The organism is Actinoplanes sp. NBC_00393, from assembly GCF_036053395.1.
Taxonomy (GTDB): Bacteria; Actinomycetota; Actinomycetes; order Mycobacteriales; family Micromonosporaceae; genus Actinoplanes.
In genome coordinates this window covers 5609170-5627372 of the sequence record NZ_CP107942.1, presented here as the reverse complement: position 1 = coordinate 5627372, position 18203 = coordinate 5609170, and the positions used below count along the sequence as shown (strand labels likewise).

At 70.5% G+C, this 18203-nt stretch carries 13 protein-coding genes and 2 pseudogenes; 10 read left to right on the top strand and 5 right to left on the bottom strand.

Translation table 11 applies throughout. The annotated features are described in order from the left end of the window. Nucleotides 1-604: 604 nt before the first annotated feature. Entirely contained in the window at nucleotides 605-2230 is a 1626-nt protein-coding gene (kstD, locus tag OHA21_RS26285) for a 3-oxosteroid 1-dehydrogenase (RefSeq protein ID WP_328478111.1), read from the bottom strand. Nucleotides 2231-2265: 35 nt separating this feature from the next. On the opposite strand from kstD, the pseudogene OHA21_RS26280 reads away from it, so the two are divergent. The 4 genes and pseudogenes from OHA21_RS26280 to dmpG form a co-directional block, all read left to right on the top strand. Continuing rightward, nucleotides 2266-3852 (top strand): annotated as a pseudogene (locus tag OHA21_RS26280) (FAD-binding protein); the annotation flags it as partial. A 112-nt stretch (nucleotides 3853-3964) separates the two neighbouring features. After that, nucleotides 3965-4750: a 2-keto-4-pentenoate hydratase gene (locus OHA21_RS26275; protein ID WP_328478109.1), complete on the top strand. Its 786-nt coding sequence runs from the start codon at nucleotides 3965-3967 to the stop codon at nucleotides 4748-4750. Between the two features lies 1 nt (nucleotide 4751). Next, nucleotides 4752-5618 carry an acetaldehyde dehydrogenase (acetylating) gene (locus tag OHA21_RS26270; RefSeq protein ID WP_328478107.1) on the top strand — a complete coding sequence of 289 codons (867 nt, stop codon included), beginning with the start codon at nucleotides 4752-4754 and terminating at the stop codon, nucleotides 5616-5618. Next, nucleotides 5605-6621: a 4-hydroxy-2-oxovalerate aldolase gene (dmpG, locus tag OHA21_RS26265; RefSeq protein WP_328478105.1), complete on the top strand. Its 1017-nt coding sequence runs from the start codon at nucleotides 5605-5607 to the stop codon at nucleotides 6619-6621. The genes OHA21_RS26270 and dmpG overlap by 14 nt, the downstream gene beginning before the upstream one ends. A gap of 1891 nt (nucleotides 6622-8512) precedes the next feature. Here dmpG and OHA21_RS26260 read toward each other — a convergent pair. From OHA21_RS26260 to OHA21_RS26250, 3 genes are read right to left on the bottom strand one after another with little or no spacing between them, the layout of a single operon-like run. Further along, the gene (locus tag OHA21_RS26260) at nucleotides 8513-9439 is read right to left on the bottom strand and encodes a ferredoxin--NADP reductase (RefSeq protein ID WP_328478102.1); all 927 of its coding nucleotides are present in this window, start codon (nucleotides 9437-9439) and stop codon (nucleotides 8513-8515) included. After that, nucleotides 9439-9669 (bottom strand): hypothetical protein, encoded by a 231-nt coding sequence (locus OHA21_RS26255; RefSeq protein ID WP_328478100.1) that lies wholly within the window; start codon nucleotides 9667-9669, stop codon nucleotides 9439-9441. Before OHA21_RS26255 ends, OHA21_RS26260 begins: the two co-directional genes overlap by 1 nt. Next, the gene (locus tag OHA21_RS26250) at nucleotides 9666-10778 is read right to left on the bottom strand and encodes a Rieske 2Fe-2S domain-containing protein (protein ID WP_328478098.1); all 1113 of its coding nucleotides are present in this window, start codon (nucleotides 10776-10778) and stop codon (nucleotides 9666-9668) included. The genes OHA21_RS26255 and OHA21_RS26250 overlap by 4 nt, the downstream gene beginning before the upstream one ends. Nucleotides 10779-10865: 87 nt before the next feature. Here OHA21_RS26250 and hsaA point away from each other — a divergent pair, with 87 nt between their 5' ends. From hsaA to OHA21_RS26220, 6 genes are read left to right on the top strand one after another with little or no spacing between them, the layout of a single operon-like run. Beyond that, the gene (hsaA, locus tag OHA21_RS26245; protein WP_328478096.1) at nucleotides 10866-12032 is read left to right on the top strand and encodes a 3-hydroxy-9,10-secoandrosta-1,3,5(10)-triene-9,17-dione monooxygenase oxygenase subunit; all 1167 of its coding nucleotides are present in this window, start codon (nucleotides 10866-10868) and stop codon (nucleotides 12030-12032) included. A gap of 1 nt (nucleotide 12033) precedes the next feature. Next, the gene (gene hsaD, locus OHA21_RS26240; protein ID WP_328478094.1) at nucleotides 12034-12843 is read left to right on the top strand and encodes a 4,5:9,10-diseco-3-hydroxy-5,9,17-trioxoandrosta-1(10),2-diene-4-oate hydrolase; all 810 of its coding nucleotides are present in this window, start codon (nucleotides 12034-12036) and stop codon (nucleotides 12841-12843) included. Further along, complete coding sequence (gene hsaC, locus OHA21_RS26235; RefSeq protein ID WP_328478092.1) at nucleotides 12840-13742, top strand: iron-dependent extradiol dioxygenase HsaC; 903 nt, start codon at nucleotides 12840-12842, stop codon at nucleotides 13740-13742. The genes hsaD and hsaC overlap by 4 nt, the downstream gene beginning before the upstream one ends. A 5-nt stretch (nucleotides 13743-13747) precedes the next feature. Next, nucleotides 13748-14299 (top strand): 3-hydroxy-9,10-secoandrosta-1,3,5(10)-triene-9,17-dione monooxygenase reductase subunit, encoded by a 552-nt coding sequence (gene hsaB, locus OHA21_RS26230; protein ID WP_442875144.1) that lies wholly within the window; start codon nucleotides 13748-13750, stop codon nucleotides 14297-14299. Nucleotides 14300-14348: 49 nt separating this feature from the next. After that, nucleotides 14349-14972 (top strand): Uma2 family endonuclease, encoded by a 624-nt coding sequence (locus OHA21_RS26225; protein ID WP_328478547.1) that lies wholly within the window; start codon nucleotides 14349-14351, stop codon nucleotides 14970-14972. A gap of 39 nt (nucleotides 14973-15011) precedes the next feature. Next, nucleotides 15012-15929 (top strand): hypothetical protein, encoded by a 918-nt coding sequence (locus OHA21_RS26220; protein ID WP_328478088.1) that lies wholly within the window; start codon nucleotides 15012-15014, stop codon nucleotides 15927-15929. Nucleotides 15930-17341: 1412 nt separating this feature from the next. On the opposite strand, the pseudogene OHA21_RS26215 reads toward OHA21_RS26220, so the two are convergent. Next, nucleotides 17342-18193, bottom strand: a pseudogene (locus OHA21_RS26215) (serine/threonine-protein kinase); the annotation flags it as partial. Between the last annotated feature and the right edge of the window lie 10 nt (nucleotides 18194-18203).

Here is an 18203-nt window from a genome sequence, read left to right as displayed (position 1 = left end):
TGGGCGGCTCGCATCCGCCGGCCGCCGCTCAGGCGTGGATCCGGGCGGGTGAAGCCTGCCTGGCTGGCGGCTCGCACACACCAGCCGCCAGCCAGACACGCTTCCGCCTCGTCCATTTGGTGTCCCTGCGCCAGCCGGTTGGCCTGGTGCCAGGCCGACTGCGTTGATCTTGGACTGGGGAGGGTATCGGCGCCGAGCATGATCAACTCTGAAAGGGGTGGCCGGCCTCGGAATGGCGGCGGTGATCGGACGGGGCAGGCTGCCCGGCAACGGGGACAGTGATCGGAGAGGGCAGACTGCCGGAAGGGCGAAGGCGGTGATCGGAGAGGGCAGGCTGCCGGAAGGGCGAAGGCGGTGATCGGAGAGGGCAGGCTGCCGGAAGGGCGAAAGCGGTGATCGGAGAGGGCAGGCTGCCGGAAGGGCGAAGGCGGTGATCGGAGAGGGCAGGCTGCCGGAAGGGCGAAGGCGGTGATCGGAGAGGGCAGGCTGCCGGAAGGGCGAAGGCGGTGATCGGAGAAGGCAGGTCGCCGGAATGGCGCGCGGCGAGGGGAGAGGGCAGGCCACCGGCAAGGGCGGCCCGCTGCTGGATCAAGGCGGCAACCGGCTAAGCGTGAGCAGCCGCCACACCGGCCATATCCAGCGCCGCCAGGTAGCCGAAGGTCATTGCCGGCCCCAGGGTGGCCCCGGCTCCCGCGTAGCCGCGGCCCATCACCGAGGCACTGGCGTTGCCGGCCGCATACAGGCCGGCGATCGCGGAGCCATCCGCCCGCAGCACCCGGCCATGCTCGTCTGTGCGCAGCCCACCCTTCGTACCCAGGTCGCCCGGCACCAGCGAGAACGCATAGAACGGCGGCTTGCGTAGCGCCCCCAGGCACGGGTTGGGCCGTTGCCGCGGATCCCCGTAATACCGGTCGTAGGCCGAGGAACCCCGCCCGAAATCCTCGTCCGTCCCGGTGGCCGCGAACTCGTTGAACCGCTCCACCGTGGCCCGCAGTTCCGAGGCCGGCACCGAGATGCGTTCGGCCAGCGCAGGAAGGCTGTCGGCCCGGTGCGCCACCCCAGCATCGAACCAGCGGCGCGGCAGCGGAGTCCGCGGCGCCCGCCCGGCGAACAGGTACCGGTCCCGGTACGACTGATCAGTCACCAGCCACGCCGGCAGATGCGGCCCGGACCCGTCGCGGCCCAGCATGGCGTGCACAGCCTCCACGTACGGTGTCGCCTCGTTGACGAACCGGCGACCGCTGCCGTCGACGATCAGGCTGCCCGGCAGATTGCGTTCGGCCAGGCAGAAGTACGCCCTACCGGTCAACGGCAGCGACGGCCCCCACCAGGCCTCGTCCATCAGGTCCAGCGCCGCCCCCAACCGCTGCCCCGCCTCGATCCCGTCACCGGTGTTGCCCACCGCCCCGACCGTCCACTCGGTACCGATCTGCTGATACTGCCGGCGCATCTCCGGGTTCTGCTCGAAGCCCCCACTGGCCAGCAGCACCCCCCGCCGCGCGGAGATCACCCGGTCTCCGCATCGAATCCCGGCGACCCGGTCCTGCGCGACGACCAGGCCGGTCAGCGCAGTGTCCAGCAGCACCGGAACCCCGGCCGCCCGCAGCCCGGCCCGCAGCCCGCCCGCGAGCGCCTGCCCCATCGTCAGCCGGTGGCGCCCGCGGAGACGGTCCACCGCGGTGACCATGCTGAGCCGGGCCGCGGTCAGCGCCGACCGCGGATGCCGAAGCCCGAGCGACAGCCAGCGGTAGTCGACCGCGGTCACCGCCATCCCGTTGGGCGCGGCCCGGTACGGCGCGGCGAGCGTCGCCAAATCTTCCCCGATCAGCCGGGTGTCCAGCGGTTTCGGCTCGATCGAGCGTCCCCGCGCCACCCCGCCCGGCGCTTCCGGGTGATAGTCCGGATAGCCCGGCACCCACGCGAAATCGAGCGGCGTGTGCGCCCGGACGAAGGCCAGCATCGCGGGCCCTTGCGCCAGGAAGGCCTGCCGCCGGGCCAGTGGCACGTCAGAACCGGCGATGTACGCGAGATGCGTACCGTCATCAGCCGAGCCGGCCCCGAGCACGGCGTTGCCCGGCAGCCAGAGTGCCCCGCCGGAGCGGGCGGTCGACCCGCCGTACGCCGAGGTCTTCTCCACGACCACCGCGCTCAGCCCGTGATGCGCCGCGGTCAGCGCGGCTGTCATCCCGGCGCCGCCGCTGCCGACCACCACAACGTCGAATTCCGTCACTAGAACAGGTTATAGTTATTCCGCTCGCTCTGGCCATGAGCAATCAGAACGATACTGATACGCGTTCCAGAAATGGAGGGCCGGTGTACGACGTCGTGGTGGTGGGTTTCGGCGCGGCCGGCGCGTGCGCGGCGATCGAGGCCGCCGAGGCCGGCGCCGGCGTCCTGGTCCTGGACCGCTTCTCCGGCGGCGGCGCCACCGCGATTTCCGGCGGCATCGTCTACGCCGGCGGCGGCACCGGGCCGCAACGCGCCGCCGGCATCACCGACACCCCACAGCAGATGTACGCCTACCTGCGCCACGAAGTCCGCGACGCCGTCACCCCCGCCACCCTGCGCCGCTTCTGCGACCAGAGTCCCGCCCTGCTCGACTGGCTGATCGAGCACGGCGTCCCGTTCGACGCGCGGCTCTGCCCGTACAAGACGTCCTATCCCACCAACCGCCACTACCTGTACGTGTCCGGCAGCGAGAACCCGCCCATCCCGCGCGGCCACCGCACCCACGCCCGCGGCACCTCCGGCGGCATCCTCTACACCCGCCTGGCCGAGGCGACCCGCCGCGCCGGCGCCGAGATCCACTCCCAGACCCGCGCCCTGCGCCTGCTGACCGGCCCGGACGGCCGGGTGACCGGTGTCGAGGGCCGCACTCTGGCCGGCTCACCGTTCTGGGCGCGCGCCGCCCACCGGCTGCTGCACCGCTGGTCGGTCAAACCCGGTGTCTACCTGCCCAGACTCGGCCGCACCCTGCACCGCGCGGCGACCGCCGTCGAGGACCGTTACAGCCGGCCGATGCGCGTCACCGCCCGTACTGTGATCCTCGCCGCCGGCGGGTTCGTCTTCGACCGGGACATGATGCGCGAGCACGCGCCGGCCTACCGGGGTGGGCTGCGCCTGGGCACGCCCGGCGACGACGGTTCCGGCATCCGGCTCGGCACCGCCGCCGGCGGCGGCACCGGCCACCTCGACCGGCTCACCGTCTGGCGTTTCCTCACGCCGCCTTCGGCGCTGCTCGGCGGCATCCTGGTCGATCAGGCCGGGCGCCGGGTCTGCGACGAATCCCGGTACGGCGCCGCGATCGGCGACGCCGTCCTGCACAGCCCCGGCGGCCGGGCGTGGCTGCTGGTCGACGCCGCCGTGCTGGCCGAGGCCCGCCGCCGGCTCCGCGAGCAGACCCTCTGGTTTCAGCGCCTCCAGACCTGGTGGCTGCTCACCGCCAACCGGATCACCGCACCCACGCCGGCCGAGGTGGCCCGCCGCGCCGGCATCGACCCGGCCGGCCTGGCAGCGGCGCTGGCCGCCTACCAGACAACCGGGCCGGACCCGACAGGCAAAAGCCCCGATTCGGTACGCCCACTCGACCGCCCTCCCTACTCACTGCTGGACGTGTCGATCCGGGCCCGCGGCCTGCCCGCCCCGATGCTCACTCTCGGCGGCCTGACCGTCGACGAGGAGACCGGCGAGGTCCTGCGCCCCGACCGCACCCCGGTCCCCGGCCTCTACGCCGCCGGCCGCACCGCCGTGGGCATCTGCTCCCACAGCTACGTCAGCGGCCTCTCCCTGGCCGACTGCGTCTTCTCCGGCCGCCGGGCCGGCGCACAAGCCGCGGCGTCCGCGCAAGCCAGCGGATCGGAACGGAGTGTTCCGGTCAGTTCGGTCGACTCGGCGGTCACCGGCCGGGACCGCCACGCCGAGAACGAGGGCCGGGATGTGCCCGACCGGGAAGAAGGGCCCGAGCATGCTCACCGACACTGACCGCCGCGATCTCGCCGACCGGCTCCTCGCGGCCGAACGCGACCGTGCGCCCATCCCGCCGCTGATCCACGACCATCCTGGGTTGACCGCGGCGGACGCCTACGCGATCCAGCTGCACAACATCCGGCGCCGGACCGCGCCGATCGTCGGGCACAAGGTCGGCCTCTCCTCCAAGGCGATGCAGGAGATGATGGGGGTCGACGAGCCCGACTACGGGCACCTGCTCGCCGACATGCGGCTGAGCGAGACCGAACCGGTCGACGCCGCCCGCTACTGCTACCCGCGGGTGGAGATCGAGGTCGCCTTCCTGCTCGGCGCCGACCTGCCCGGGCACGACTGCACCGAACAGGACGTCCTGGACGCCACCGAAGCCTTCGCCCCGTCCATCGAGCTGATCGACAGCCGCATCATCGACTGGAAGATCAGCCTCGCCGACACCATCGCCGACAATGCCTCTTCCGCGGGGTTCGTTGTGGGTGCTCAGCGCGTACCCCCCGAGGCTCTTGATCCTCGCGGCATCGCCGCGGTCCTCCATCGCGGCGCCGAGCCGGTCGCGCAAGGCCGGTCCGACGCCGTGCTGGGCAATCCGGTGACCGCGGTGGCCTGGCTGGCGCGGACGGTCGCGGCGTTCGGGGTACGGCTGCGGGCCGGGCATCTGATCCTGCCGGGCGCCTGCGTTCGCGCCGTCGACGTCCGCCCGGGCGATGAGTTCCGTGCTGAGTTCGGCGGACTCGGCGAAGTCCGGCTCAGTTTTGCACCGGAGGACTGACATGCTGACCGCCGCGATCGTCGGGTCCGGGAACATCGGCACGGACCTGCTCTACAAGCTGCTGCGCTCGCCGGTCCTCGAGCCGCGCTGGATGGCCGGCATCGACCCGGACAGCCCGGGCCTGCAGCGCGCCGCACAGCACGGGCTGGTCACCGGGACCGGTGGCGCGGACTGGTTGCTCGCCCAGAACCCGCTGCCGGACCTGGTCTTCGAAGCCTCCTCGGCAGCCGTGCACCGGGTCAACGCGCCGGCCTACCAGGCTGCGGGGATCCGGGCGATCGACCTGACACCGGCTGCGGTGGGGCCGGCCGTGGTGCCGGAGGTGAACCTGGGCGAGCACCGGGACGCGCCGAATCTCAACATGACGACCTGCGGCGGGCAGGCCACGATTCCGATGGTGCACGCGGTGTCGCAGGTGACGCCGGTGAGCTACGCGGAGATCGTGGCGACGGTGGCGTCCCGGTCGGCGGGGCCGGGTACCCGCGCCAACATCGACGAGTTCACCCGGACCACCAGTCGCGGGCTGGAGACGATCGGCGGGGCGGCTCGTGGCAAGGCGATCATCGTGCTGAACCCGGCGGAGCCGCCGCTGATCATGCGGGACACGATCTTCTGCGCGGTCGGTCGTGATGCGGACGTCGATGCGATCACCAAGTCGATCACGTCGCGGGTGGCGGAGATCGCTCGTTACGTGCCGGGCTATCGGTTGCTGGACGAACCGCAGTTCGACCCGGTCGGGGACGTGCAGCGGGTGGCGATCTTCGTCGAGGTCGAAGGCACCGGAGACTATCTACCGAAATTTGCTGGGAATCTGGACATCATGACGGCTGCGGCTACCCGGGTGGGTGAGGAACTTGCGCGAGCTTGACCTGCGGATCACCGACTCGTCGCTGCGCGACGGGTCGCACGCCAAACGACATCAGTTCACCGCTGCCGAGGTCGCTGCGATCGTGGGGGCTCTCGACGCGGCCGGCGTACCCGTGATCGAAGTGACCCACGGCGACGGGCTCGGCGGTTCGTCGTTCACCTACGGCCTGAGCCGTACGCCCGAGCAAGAGCTGATCAGCGTCGCGGTCCGCACCGCCACCCGCGCGAAGATCGCCTTCCTGATGCTGCCGGGCGTCGGTGTCATCGACGACATCCGCGCCGCCGCCGCCAACGGCGCGACCGTCTGCCGGATCGCCACCCACTGCACCGAGGCCGACATCGCCGTGCAGCATTTCGGGCTGGCCCGGGACCTCGGCCTGGAAACCGTCGGCTTCCTGATGATGGCCCACTCCATCACCCCGTCACGCCTGGCCGAACAGGCCAGGATCATGGCCGACGCCGGCTGCCAGTGCGTCTACGTCGTCGACTCGGCCGGCGCGCTCGTCCTCGACCAGGTCAGCGACCGCGTCTCCGCCCTAGTCGCCGCGCTGGGCCCCGACGCGCAGGTGGGCTTCCACGGCCACGAGAACCTCGGCCTGGGCGTAGCCAACTCGATCCTCGCCTACCGCGCCGGCGCCCGCCAGATCGACGGCAGCACCCGCCGCTTCGGCGCCGGCGCCGGCAACACTCCGGTGGAAGCCTTCGTCGGCGTCTGCGACAAGCTCGGCATCCGCACCGGCGTCGACTTCTTCAAAATCGTCGACGCCGCCGAGGAGGTCGTCCGCCCCGCCATGCCCGACGAGTGCAAACTCGACCGCATGGCGCTGATCATGGGGTACGCCGGCGTCTACTCCAGCTTCCTGATGCACGCCTACACGTTGGCCGACCGCTACCAGGTCTCCGGCGCCGAGATCCTGGTGAAAGCGGGCGAACGCCGCCTGGTGGGTGGCCAGGAGGACCAGCTGATCGGCATAGCGCGCGAACTCGCCCTTCGCCCTTCCTGACCCCATCGTCGCGGGCCCGCAGCCTTCCTCGCGCCAGAGCCCTCCTCTCGCCAGCGGCCCGTCCACCACCCCACCACCTGTCGGTCCACCTCGGCACCGTCGACCCCTACTCCGCTGGCCTTGTGCCGCTTCGGCTCCTGTCCACGTCGCCTGCCTTTCTGCCCCCTCAGCCGTCACCGCGTTCCCGGGCCTTACCGCTGGCTCTCTGCTGCGCCGGCTTCTATTCCCTGCCGCCTGCGGCCTGCCGCCTGCGGCCTGCCGCCTGCGGCCTGCCGCCTGCGGCCTGCCGCCTGCGGCCTGCCGCCTGCGGCCTGCTGCGCTCGCGGGCGTGCTTGTTCCTTCGGAGTGCACGCCCTCTTCCGTGCCGCGAAGCCGCGCATCGCGCCCGACCAGAATTGCTCGATACCGCGCTGGTTTGGCATGATCAACTCAATTTAAGCGCTGTCTTTGTCGGTGTGGGTAGGGGATAATATCTGAATGAGGCAGATGCAGTTCTTCACCACGGCTCAGGTGGCCGAAATGCGTGACCGGACAGCATCGCGCCGCTATTCGGCAGCTGCCGAAGAATTCCGCCGCGACCACGCTCGTCATCGCGAGTGGGGACTACGCCGCCGCCACGCCGACCGCCTGCGCCGGGCTCGTGGCGCATCCCGCGGGCTGCGAACGGCACCCCTTTGCAGCGACCCGGCCCGGCCACCCGAAGCTGCCAACCCAGGGCGTGGTCGCACATCGGCCACTGCTGCGACGGCGTCCGTTGCTGCGGCGCCCGCGGCGTCTTCTGAGGTGTCGTCACCTGCAGCGGCTGCTGCTACAGCGGCACCCGCGCCGGTCACTGAGGTAGCGATCCCTTCGGCCGCTCCCGCTCCGGCCGCGCCCGCGCTAACTCCCGCGGCTTCGGCACCTGCGGCGTTTGGTCCCGCGGCGTCGGTGTCTGCGGGGTCGGCACCTGCGGCGTTAGGTCCTACGGTGTCGGCACCTGCGGCGTCAGCTCTCGCGGGGTCAGCACCTACGGCGTTGGGTCCTGCGGCGTTGGCTTCTGCGCCTTCTTCCGCAACGGTGGTTTCTGCTGCGTTGGCTCCCGCGCCGGTCCGTTCTCGCGGGGTCAGCACCTACGGCGTTGGGTCCTGCGGCGTTGGCTTCTGCGCCTTCTTCCGCAACGGCGGTTTCTGCTGCGTTGGTTCCCGCGCCGGTCCGTTCTCGCGGGGTCAGCACCTACGGCGTTGGGTCCTGCGGCGTTGGCTTCTGCGCCTTCTTCCGCAACGGCGGTTTCTGCTGCGTTGGTTCCCGAGCCGGTCTGTGCTGCGTCGGCTCCCGCGGCAAACGCCGGCCGCTCGATGTTGGCCCGGTGCGTCGCCGCCGCCAGCCGGGCAGGGGCGCCAGTCAGGGCCTCTGCCCTGTGCGACCCGCAACGCGCGAGGCCAAAGCGCCCAACTCGTTGGATCGATGTCGATCGGGGCGAAGGGCGCTGCCCGTCGGAATGCGAATCGGCCGGACTGGCGAAGATGAACAAGCCTTCATTTCGCCGGTCAGCCCGTCTTTCGGTGCCATTCATTGCGCGATTATGCCGATTTTTGCGCGGAACTGAAAATGATGCAAAATTGCAGCTGCGGCCCCACTCGATAGGTCGCGGGCCGGTCGATTCTGTGGAAACGGCAACCCGGTCGGTACGCAGGATGGTCAAAATCTCGCCAACAATGAGAACGGAGGCGAAAGTTCGGCGGGAAATACTCCGACGCGGCGGCAACGCATCGGGGTCGGCCGGCAACGGCCGCCGCCCGGCCATCTGGTGTTTCCCGGCGGGCGCGCTGGGGCCCGCCGCTGTGCTTGGGCCGCGCGGTAGTAGGGGACGGGCACGATATGGCGGGACGGGCTCGCTCGTACCCCGAAGGATCTAGTAGTAGGTGACCGCGACCGCGTCCGTGCGCGGGATCGCCTGGCAGGCCAGGATGTAACCGTCGGCGAAGTCCTCTTCCTCGAGGACCTCGTTGTTGACCAGGTCGACCTCGCCGCTGAGCAGGCGGCAGGCGCAGGCGCCGCACTGGCCCTGGCGGCAGGAGTAGGGCGGGTTCAGGCCGGCGTCGATGATCACGTCGAGGAGGCGTTTGCCCGCTTTCCACGGGAGGACGTGGGTTTGGCCGTCCAGGTCGACGGTGGCCACGGCGTCGCGGGTTCCGACGGGTTCGGGCTCGAAGCGTTCCACACGGATGCGCGCGGGGGGCACGCCGGCCAGCTGCAACGCCTTCTCCGCCACGGCGACGAAGGCTTCTGGGCCGCAGACGAAGGCTTGGCGATCGAGGTACGGCGTAAGCAGCCCGGCCAGGGAGTCCGCAGTGGGGATGCCCCGCTCGCTGTCCAGCCAGTGAATCACCGGGAGCAGACCGTCGAGCTCGCGCTGGAAGATCACCGAGGACGGGTCGCGGTTGGCGTAGATCAGGGCCAGGTCGCCGTGGCCGCGGGCCCGCACCGACTTGATGATGCCCATGATCGGGGTGATGCCGGAGCCGCCGGCCAGCAGGAGCAGATCGTCGTCGAGCGAGTCCGGCGTGAACGTGCCGGCCGGCGCGGAGAACTCCAGGACGTCGCCGGCGCGGACGTGGTCGCAGATCCAGTTCGACACGGCACCGTCGCGGACCCGTTTGACCGTGACCTTCGGCGCGGTGTCGGTGAACGGTGAGCTGGCCAGCGAGTAGCAGCGGGCGCCGGCGGGGGTGTGCACGGTGAGGTACTGCCCGGGGCGGTAGTCGAGCGGGGCCCGCAGGACCAGGGAGCAGGCGTCCGGCGTCTCGGCGATCACTTCGGCGATCTCGATGGACGGCATCAGCTCACCTCCAGCCGGCCCTCACGTACCGCGCGGTCGATGCTGTCCCGAAGGTCCGCGCAGGTGGGGACGAGCGCGGTGGGCCGGCCGCCGGCGGCTTCGGCGAGTCGCAGGCAGGCCGGGCCGGCCCATTGCACGCTGGTCTGCAGCGCGCTGCGCTTGCCGGCCTGCACTCGCTGACCGCAGCTGTCGCACCGGAGGTCGGTCAGCATCTCCTCGGCGATGTTCATGAAGCGGCAGCCTGGTTCGCCGCGACTTCGGCCTCCCAGGTCTCGACCGCCCGGGTGGTGTCCACCTCGAACTCGTAGCGCGCCACCATGTCCTCGCTGATGTCCTCGACGTCCACGTAGAACTGCTCGTACCACCGGCGCAGCTGGTAGACCGGTCCGTCCTCGGCGCAGAGCAGCGGGTTGTCGATGCGGGTCTTGTGTTTCCAGATCTCCACGTCCTGCAGGAAGCCGACGCCGATGCTCTGGGAGAACTTGCCCGCCGCCTTCGCCGCCTGCTCGGTGGTCAGCCCCGGCAGCCGTTTGACGATCACGCCCCACTGCAGCACGAACGAGGTCGGCGTGACCGGGTAGTGGCAGTTGATCAGCACCGACTCGACGTCGATGCCGTGCCAGTTGTGGTACAGATAGTCGATCATGTATGACGGCCCGTAGTACGCCGCCTCGGACCGCAGCTCCGCGTCACCGGACTGGCTGGCCGCGACCGGCACGTCTGGCCGCGGCCGGGTGTTCAGGAACTGGGCCGCCACGTGCCCCTCCAGCACGTTCTTGAAGAACGTCGGGAAGGCGAAGTGGATGTAGAAGAAGTGCGCCATGTCGACCACGTTGTCGATGACCTCGCGGCAGTTCGCCCCGTCGATGCGCACCGAGTCCCAGGTCCACTGGCTCCACTCGTCGGAGAACGCGCCCTCGATGCGGGGGATCGTCACGTCGGCGGGCGGTTTGTTGCCCTGCGGATCGTTCCAGACGAAGAGCTGCCGGTTCTCCTCCAGAGTCAGCCAGGATCTGGTCCGGGCTCTCGGGGGTACGCGATGCGCGTACGGAACCGTCTCGCACCGGCCGTCGCCGCGCCACCGCCAGTCGTGGAACGGGCAGGCGACGGTGTCGCCCTTGATCGTCCCCATGGTGAGGTCGCCGCCCATGTGCCGGCAGTACCCGTCGAGGACGTGCAGCTCACCGGCCGAGTCCGCGAAGACGACCAGTTTCGTGCCGAACGCCTCGATGGCGTGCGGTTGACCGTCCCGATACGAGTCCGCGAGGCCGAGGCAGTGCCAGCCGCGGGCGAACCGGGCCGGTGGAGCTCCGGTGTCGATGGTGCGTGGTTGCTCCATGAGCCGCTCCAGACCTGTTCCCGAAGTAGAACGTGTTCTAGTATAGGGACCGTCTGACACCCGGCCAACCCCCGCTGGAGGGATCTCATGGACGCGGTCCTCGCCGGAGTACGCGAGCTGTTACCTGTTCTACGCGAACGAGCGCAGGAGACCGAGGACCGCCGGGTGCTGTCGGCCGAGACCGTCAAGTCGCTCGCCGAGGTCGGCTTCTTCCGGTTGCTGCAGCCCACCCGGTTCGGCGGTCTCGAGGCGCACCCGCTCACCTTCCTCACCGGCGTCCGCGAGATCGCCTCCGCCTGCGGCTCGACCGGCTGGGTGGCCTCGGTCATCGGCGTGCACAACTGGCAGCTCGGCCTCTTCCCCGACCAGGCCCAGCAGGACGTCTGGGGCGACGACACCGGCGTCCGGATGAGCTCGTCCTACGCCCCGACCGGCAAGATCACCGCGGTCGAGGGCGGCTACCGCGTCAACGGCCGCTGGAGCTTCTCCTCCGGGTGCGACCACGCCACCTGGGTGCTGCTCGGCGGCATCATCCCGCCCGGCGAGGACGGGACGCCCGCCGACTTCCGCACCTTCCTGCTGCCGATCAGCGACTACACGATCGAGGACGTCTGGAACACGGTCGGGCTGCGGGGCACCGGCAGCAACGACATCGTGGTCGACAACGCGTTCGTCCCGGAGTACCGGACGCTCAGCTTCAACGACACGGCCCGCTGCATCTGCCCCGGTCAGGAGCAGAATCTCGGACCGCTTTTCAAGATTCCGTACGCGTCGCTCTTCTCCTATGCGATCACGACGCCGATCATCGGCATGGCGACTGGCGCGTACCAGGCGCACGTCGAGTACACCCGCAAGCGCGTCCGGGCGTCTTACGTCGGGGTCAAGGCTGCCGAAGATCCGCATTCGCAGGTCCGCGTGGCGGAGGCGGCCGGCGACATCGACTCCGCCTGGTTGGCCCTGCAGGCCAACATGCGCGAACTGATGGAGCTGGTCACCGCCGGCACGAAGCTTCCGATGCCACTGCGGTTGCGCGTGCGACGGGATCAGGTACGCGGAACCGAGCTCGCCATCCGCGCGGTGGACCGCCTGTTCGAGAACTCCGGTGGGCGGGCGCTCGCGGTCGGCACGCCGATCCAGCGGTTCTGGCGCGATGCCCACTCCGGGCGGGTGCACGCCATCAACGACCCGGAGCGCGCGCTGTCCATGTTCGGTCGCGGTGAGTTCGGGCTGCCGCTCAACGACGCGATGGTGTGACATGGCGCTTTCCTTTGTCCGCGAAGGCCAGGGTCCGTCGGTGGTCCTGCTGCACGGCGGTGGTCCGGGTGCGTCGGGGATGAGCAATTTCGGGCGTACGCTGCCCGTGCTCTCCTCGCACTTCGACACGCTCGTCGTGGACCAGCCGGGATACGGCGGCTCGGTCGACGAGCCGATCACCGGGCAGTACTTCACCAGCGCCGCTGCTTCCCTGGCCGCCCTGCTGGACAAACTGGACATCCCGCAGGTCGACCTGGTCGGCAACTCGCTCGGCGGCGGCACAGCTGTCCGGTTCGCGCTTTCGCATCCGCGCCGGGTGCGCCGCCTGCTGCTCATGGGGCCGGGCGGCCTGAGTCTCAACGTCTTCGCGGCCGACCCGACCGAGGGCGTCAAACGGCTCGGCGCCTTCGCCCGCGACCCCAGCCGGGAACGGATCGCCGCCTTCCTGCGCACCCTCGTCTTCAACCCCGCGCTGGTCACCGACGAACTGGTCGAGGAACGCTTCCGGGCGGCCTCGGACCCGGCCGCGCAGCAGGCCATGCGTGCGATGGGCGCGTCGTTCTCGGACCCTGCGACGTACGAGGAAGGCCTGCTCTGGCGCGACGCCCACCGCCTGCGGCACGAGGTCCTGCTGGTCTGGGGACGCGAGGACCGGGTCAACCCCCTCGACGGCGCGCTGGTCGCCCTGAAACTGCTGCGCAACGCCCGGCTGCACGTCTTCGGCGGCTGCGGCCACTGGGCGCACCTGGAGAAGTTCGACGAGTTCAACCGCCTGGCGATCGACTTCCTGTCCCGAAAGGACCCCTCATGAGTCTGATCCGCTCCCTCGGATACCTGCGGGTCGAAGCCACCGACGTCGACGCGTGGCGCGAGTTCGGCGTCAAGGTCCTCGGCATGACGCTGGGTCGCGGACCGTCGGCCGAGGCCGCCTACCTGCGCATGGACGATCTGCCGGCGCGCATCGTCGTGACACCGGGAGCGAAGGACCGGCTCGTCGCCAGCGGCTGGGAGGTCGCTGACCCGGCCTCGCTGGCGCGGCTGGGCGGCGTCCTGGAGGAGGCCGGGCTGGCGGTGAAACCGGCCGACGACCTGGGTGACCGGCGCGTGGACCAGATGATCAGCGTGGACGACCCGTCCGGCAACACGCTCGAGTTCTTCTGCGGCGCCGCCCTGGACACCCGGCCGTCGCTGAGCGCCTACGGCACCCGGTTCGTCACCGGCGACCAGGGGATGGGGCACGTCGTCCTGCCGTCCCGCGACGACGCGGCCAGCCTGCGGTTCTACACCGAGGTCCTCGGCTTCCGGCTGCGCGACTCGATGCGGCTCGTCCCCGAACACATCGGGCTGCCGCCCAGCGACCAGCCGCTGTGGATGCGGTTCCTCGGCTGCGGGCCACGCCACCACAGCGTCGCCCTCGCGCCCATCCCGGCGCCCAGCGGCATGATCCACCTGATGATCGAGACGGCGTCGATCGACGATGTGGGCCGGGCCATCGACCGCTGCGCACGGCACAAGGCCCCGATGATCTCCACGCTGGGCCGGCACGCCAACGACGAGATGATCTCCTTTTACGTACGCACACCGAGCGGCTTCGACATCGAGTACGGCTACGGCGGGCTGACCGTCGACGACCGTACCTGGGTGGCCCGGCAGACCACCGCACACAGCGTCTGGGGCCACCGCTTCTTCGGCGGCGGCGGCGGGCATTGACCTCGTTGGCCTCCACGGTGAACACCCGGCGCTTCCGCCGGGTGTTCGGCCACTTCTGCACCGGCGTCACGGTCATCACGACGGCCGACGCCGACGGCCCGGCCGGTTTCGCCTGCCAGGCCTTCGCGCCGTTGTCGCTGGACCCGCCGCTGGTGCTGTTCTGCCCGCAGGACCTCTCCGACACCTGGCGGCGCATCCGTTCGCGGGGCGTCTTTTGCGTCAACGTCCTCGCCGACGACCAGCGGGACGTCTCCCGCGCGTTCGGCATGCGCGGCGTCGACAAGTTCGCCGGTGTCCCGTGGCACCCGGCGCCCTCCGGCGCGCCGATCCTGGACGGCGCGCTCACCTGGGCCGACTGCCGGGTGGAATCGGTGCATCCCGGCGGCGATCACGCCATCGTGATCGGCCGGGTAACCACACTCGGCGACTGCCGCGACGCCGGGCCGCTGCTGTTCCACAAGGGCCGCTACACCGGCACGGCGGCCGTCTCCCCTCACGAGCCACCCGAGGTCGTGGACACCTTGCTGGCCTGGCCGCGACACACCGATTGGATATAGCCTAGTCGCATGCCAGCTAGTCCCACGACGAGAATCTTGGGTGATCGGTATGCTGCGGGTGGAAGAAGTTCTCTCCGGATGGGCGGACGGCGTGGACGCCGAACAGGTGTGGGACTGGGTGCGGCCACCCGAGGGCGGGTTCACCGCCGATGACCTGGATCGAATCCCTGGGCTGCCGCGGCGCGCTGAGCTCGTCGACGGGGCTCTGATCCTCATGAGCCCGCAGAAGCGCTTCCATATGAAGGCTATTTGGTTCCTCGGGAATGCGCTTTCCGCAGGCGCGCCGCGGGAGATCTTCCGTGTGAGCTGCGAGATGTCGATCGTTATCGGCCCGCGGCAGCGACCGGAGCCGGACGTCCTGGTCGTGCGTGCGGAAGCCGAGATCGACGACGAGGCCACGTGGTATCCGGTGGAGGCGGTCGTGCTGGCGGTGGAGGTCGTATCCCCGGAATCGGAGATTCGTGACCGCGAGCGCAAACCGCAAATCTATGCCGAGGCCGGGATCCCCAACTTCTGGCTCGTGGACCGCCAAGCGGGGAGGATGACCGTGTCGACGTTCGAGCTGGACGCGGAAACCCGCCGGTATGTGGCGACCGGCAGCTTCCAGGACCGACTACAGGTGTCCGAGCCGTTCGAGATCGACATCGACCTCACGGAGATTGACCGGATGTGATTTCGCCGGGCGTCGCGATGGTGTACTACGGTCTGCACCATGATCGAGCAGGTGACGGTCGCTGCGGCTCCGCCGGATCAGCCGGGCGCGTTCGGGCGTACCACGCAGGGTTGGCCCGGCCGGTTGCTTCCGCTGCTGCTCGCCCTCAGCCTGGCCGGCCTCGGCGCCGCCCTCGGCGGCCGCCTGGCCTGGCCCACCACCTCGCCGACCTCTGACGCGGCCGCGCTCGACGCGGCGCGCGCCGCACTGCCGGGCGTGCCCACCCAGGTCACCGACCGCTCAGCGACCGCCTTCCGCTGGGACCCGCCGCTGCTGGACTCGGCGGACGCCGCACTCGTGCCGGTCCTCGGCGGCGACGGCTATCGGTACGGCACGGTCACCCTCGCGGCCGGCCCCGTCAGCGACCCGGCCGCGGTGTTCGAGACGGCCCGGCAGAACCTGACCGCCGCCGGCTGGACCGTGGACGCGGTCGAGGACGACCAGTATCAACGCCGGCTGGCCGCCCACACCGACACGCTGATCCTCTCCCTGGAGATCACCACCACGGTCGGTGACGACGGTCTGCTCGCCGGCCGCTACGACCCGAACCTCGCCGTCTCGGTCGGCCCGCCCCCACCCACCGGCCTCGGCGCCCCGATGCTGGCGGGCGCGCTGGCCGGCGCCCTGCTGGGCGCCCTGCTCGGCCTGCTGCTGGCCCGGCGCCTCACCGGCTTCCCCGCGTGGATCGCCAGCGCTGCGTTGCTGGTCGCCACCCCACTGGCGGTGGCCGAGATGGTGGTCCTGGCGCGATACCTGCTCGGCGCCGAACCGGCCGTCTTCACTTTCGACCTGTTGGCGCCCTGGCACCCGTACTCCTCGATGTACCTGCGCGCGCCGGCCTTGCTGGGCGCCCTCGTGCTGCTCGCGGTGGTCATTCGATCCGCGCGCGGCAGTTCACCCTCCGCGCCGACCAGATAGCCGGCCCTCGCGGAACGCTGCGGCCTCCTCCAAGCCGCAGCGTTCTTGTCCGGCTGACCATGACTGCTGTGTCGCGGGCGTTGAGGCAGCTGTGGTGGTCAGCTCGGGTGGCTGGGCTGATGGTGGGTGCTGTGTGGTGGGCGTTGAGGCAGCCGTGGTGGTCAGCTCGGTGGGTCGGGCTGGCTCTGAGGGCTGTTTGGGGAGGGTTGGAGCAGCACTGAGAGCCAGTTGGGCAAGATCGCCGCGCCGGCACAGGGTCGGGACCGGCTGGGCTTGCGCTTGGTGGGTCAGTCGCAGTGTTCGAAAGGGCTGGCGTATGCGGCTGCGCCGACGGAGCCGCCCCACTTGACGCAGGTTGCGGCGGCTGCGGCGCTGATCGGGCCGGCGTAGTAGGCGAACGAGCCGCTGTCGGTGACCCGGGACTTGCCCTTGACCTCGAGGTAGGCGGCGGTTGCTGTCTTCTTGCCTACCGAGGCGGTCTTCATGGTGACCACGCAGTTCTTGCCGCTGTTGGCGTAGAGCAGGTAGACCCGGCCCTTCACCACGCCGGTGGACGTCTTCAGCACTGCTGAGTCGATCACCTTGTAGCCGCTGCCGCATACCTGGGTCGCGGAGTACGGGTTGGTCGGCTCCGGTTGGGCCGGCGTAGTAGTCGTGGTGGTGGTCGGCTGGGCGGTGGAGGTGTCCGTGGTTCCCGGGGCGGGCGCGGTCGCGGTGGTGCCGGGGTCCGGCGCGGCCGTCGTCGTTGTGTCCGGCTGCGCACCGGCGGCAGGGGACGTGGGGGCTGGGTCGTTCGGTTTGGCCGGCCTGCCGCCCTTCGTCTTTGAGGACTCGGCCGGGCCCGGAAGGTTCTCCCGCGCTTCGACGTCTTGGCCCTGAGCCTCGCCCTCACCGTCGGCCGGTGGCTGCTGGATCTGGGTCTGGCTGCTGGGTTCGGACTGGTTGGCGAGAACGATGCCGGTGCCGCCGAGGGCGAGAACGAGCGCGCCCGCAACGACGGCCAGGACCTTCTTCTGCTTCCGGCCCGCCTGCTGTGCCGGGCCGTCCGCTGTAGCGCTACCTGCGGCCGGCGCACTCGGGACCGCCGCAGATCCGAAGCCCGGCTGGCTGGGCACGGCTGCCCGATATGCCCCGGAGCTGGGCTGCCCAGGCGTGGCCGGCTGATAGGCAGGGGAGTTGCGCTGACCGAAACCAGCGGAGCCGTAAGCGGGGGATCCGGGCTGGCCGGGTGTTGCCGAGCCATAGATTCCGGGCGCGGGCGGCACCGGGGAGGCGCCTCCGAAGACGGAGCCTGCCGACCGGGCCTGTGCCGGACCGGGCTGGGAGTGCGGGGCCGAAGACGGCCGGGAGTGCGGTGCCGAAAATGGCTGGGCGTGCGGCCCCGAAAATGGCTGGGCGTGCGGTGCCGAAAATGGCTGGGCGTGCGGCGCCGAGGACTTCTGGGCCGCTGCACGCGCCGCCTCGGCCAACGCGGCCGCGCTGGCGAACCGCTGGCTCGGCTCTCGGGCGAGAGAGCGCAACACCACAGCTCCCACCGCCGCCGGCAGATCGTCCGGCAGCGTGGGTGGCTGGCCGTGCACCAACTGGGCCAGCACGGCCAAGGGGTTGTCACCCACATACGGCGGGCGCCCCGCGAGGCAGCTGAACGCGACCGCACCCAGGGCGTACACATCGGTGGCGGCCGAGACCGGCTTGCCCTCGGCCTGCTCGGGCGCCATGTAGTGGGCTGAGCCCATCACGACGTTCGTGCTGGTTATGCCGGTGACCCCGATGGACCGCGCAACCCCGAAGTCGACCAGCACGATGGCGCCGTTGCGGCGGACCAGCAGGTTGCTGGGCTTCACGTCTCGGTGGATGATGCCGGCCTCGTGGGCGGCCTGCAGCGCGTCGGCGACCTGGGCCACCAGGGTCATGGTCTCGGGTACGCCGAGGCGGCCGGCCTGCTGGATGCGCTTGGCGAGCGGGGTGCCCTCGACGAACTCCATGACCAGGTAGTCGAGCCGGTCGTTGCCGACGACAGCGTTCTCGCCGTAGTCGTAGACCTGCACGATCCCGGGGTGCCGCAACGCCGCCATCATCCTGGCCTCGGCCCGGAACCGGGTGATGAACTGCTCGTCGGCCATCAGCGCGGGCAGCAGCACCTTGACCGCGATCTCGCGCTGCAGCAGCAGGTCGGAACCGCGCCACACCTCGCCCATGCCCCCGGCCGCGATCCGCTGGGTCAGCTGGTAACGGCCGTTGAGAACGATCCCCGGGGCAAGCACCGGATCATGC